The organism is bacterium, from assembly GCA_040753555.1.
Lineage (GTDB): Bacteria > UBA9089 > UBA9088 > UBA9088 > UBA9088 > JBFLYE01.
This window is the reverse complement of the sequence record JBFMDZ010000301.1, coordinates 1-1,971: the sequence shown is the minus strand read 5'-3', so window position 1 is coordinate 1,971 and position 1,971 is coordinate 1. Positions and strand designations below refer to the sequence as shown.

Below are 1,971 nucleotides of genomic sequence, written 5' to 3'. Positions count from 1 at the left end.
TATTAGGATTAGCCCGTTAATAGAAAACCGAGTCAGTACTTTAGGCTGTCTATAATCCAAACTGTTTCGCACAGCGGGAAGTTTCATCTTTGAAGCTTTATTCCTGCAATCCAGGCGTAAGATCGTAAAGTGCAGAAGGCTACGGACTTATGCATGGATTGCAGTCCCACAGCCCGTTATTTGTGCAAGAGAAACGAATTTTTGAAAAAAATTAAAAAAATTCGTTATAGGGATAAATTTTTCTCTTGACAAATTGCCTTTAATATGTGTTAGGCTTTTAATGGTTATTGTCTCCATTTACAACATTCGAATTGGTCATAGTACCAAGTATTTTCTGTACTGTTATTTTTAATTCTGGCACATCTTTTTGGACAATCTCCCATATTCATTCTTTCGATGTCAATACATTGTTGATTTTTAATCGCCTAACGCCCAAGCTCACCTGCCGCTATGGAGCGCAGCGGAATAGCGGTCAGGTAGAGCGACTGGTTGAACTAAGCCACTTTGTGGCAGTTTTTTTGCCAGTTTTGTAGAATTATTTTCATTGTAAAGTTTATCATATGGGGCATTTGATGTCAAGAAGAAAAAGGTACATTTCAGCAAAATTTCGACCTGTGCGATTAAACTAATTCATCGCAGAGATTTATAAATATTCTTTTTTTTCATTTTTTCCCTTCCTACGATGTGTTGATTTAGTTGTTTTCTTTAAATATCGCCATGGATATTGCAAAATGAGAAAAGCAACATTCTAACGAATTCCATTTTCCCTCACTTACACCTGAACGCTTACCACTTACAACGGGTGCATGTAATAAAAGTAGGTAACTTTTTTATGTGTAAAAAGAGGAAATATGGAGATGATAGTGATAAGGGGATATATTTAGGAGTTTTTGGTGAAAGGGTTAGGGGTTAAAGACTGATTTGGTTCAGGGGTTATAAAATTTGGTCTTTTTTCACAACCATCCTCACCTAACTTCCTTACCATAACCTTTTGCACAATTATCCAGGAAATTTATAATCTCCACATCTCCCCTATCTCTTTATCACCTTTCTTACACCCTACCTACAAATTTTACATGCACCCCTTACAACAAACATATTGCATTATTTAACAAAAGATGCTATAATGAAAAAGAAAGAAAAATTCTTCCAAAGATTGAGGAAAGGGTTAAAATAGATGTTATGAGGAGTCTTATATCTGCCTTGGAAGAAAAAGTTTATCCATTTAATCATCTTAAAAAGTCAGGGAAAAAATTGTGCCAGGATTGGACAGATAGTCTTAAGGATTATCGGAAGCAATATACTTCCCTGGAACCTCAGAAAGAAGCATTAACATGGCGAGGTGACTAAAATTATGTATTTAGTTGATACCAATGTATGGCTGGAAAGATTTTTGGACCAGAAAAAATCTCAAGAGGTTGGCCAATTCCTTGATAGGATTTCTTCTGAAGATCTTTTTATTACTGGTGATGTTGGCGGGGATGCTGAAGTCGAAGCAACGCAGGCTACTTCTGATTAAGCCCGTTCCTGACAGGCTCAGGAATCAGGGGCTGTGGCTACCAGCCAATTCGCTAATTCACTAATTCACTATTTTCAGAGGAAACGGGCATGAGTCAACGAGTTACAAAGGTAGTCCCCCTCTGGTATGTGTTTAGTGTATCTGTGTTCGCAATATATAGAGATTGGTTTCTTGAATGCTTCGATATGTTGTAGTAGTTATTCTCTTTGCGGCTAGTCCAGAAGCAAATTTCATGGGAACTGTTGCCATAAGTCCTTATATTTCAATGTCTGGACACGCTAAACACGTACTCCCTCTGGAGGGGGACTACGGGGGAGGAATTTTTCCTCAAGAAAGAAGCAACACACCCCTAACCCCTCTCAAGAGGGGAATAACAATCCCCTACGCCCCCAATATTTAAGGGGGAATAAACTTGTGACCATTGGCTCTTTTGATCTTTGGTCTATTTTCAG

At 38.1% G+C, this 1,971-nt stretch carries 2 protein-coding genes; both read left to right on the top strand.

Annotated elements, in window-relative coordinates; all coding sequences use genetic code 11:
• Positions 1-1,354 precede the first annotated feature (1,354 nt).
• Positions 1,355-1,519 carry a hypothetical protein gene (locus AB1630_12805; GenBank protein ID MEW6104669.1) on the top strand — a complete coding sequence of 55 codons (165 nt, stop codon included), beginning with the start codon at positions 1,355-1,357 and terminating at the stop codon, positions 1,517-1,519.
• Positions 1,520-1,694: 175 nt separating this feature from the next.
• Positions 1,695-1,919, top strand: coding sequence for a hypothetical protein (locus tag AB1630_12800; protein MEW6104668.1), 225 nt, complete (start codon positions 1,695-1,697; stop codon positions 1,917-1,919).
• The last annotated feature ends 52 nt before the right edge of the window (positions 1,920-1,971 follow it).

What these genes read in the sequence shown, in the direction of transcription:
- AB1630_12805 (MEW6104669.1), top strand. Translation starts at nt 1,355, where the DNA reads ATGTATTTAGTTGATACCAATGTATGGCTGGAAAGATTTTTGGACCAG.
- AB1630_12800 (MEW6104668.1), top strand. Translation starts at nt 1,695, where the DNA reads ATGCTTCGATATGTTGTAGTAGTTATTCTCTTTGCGGCTAGTCCAGAA.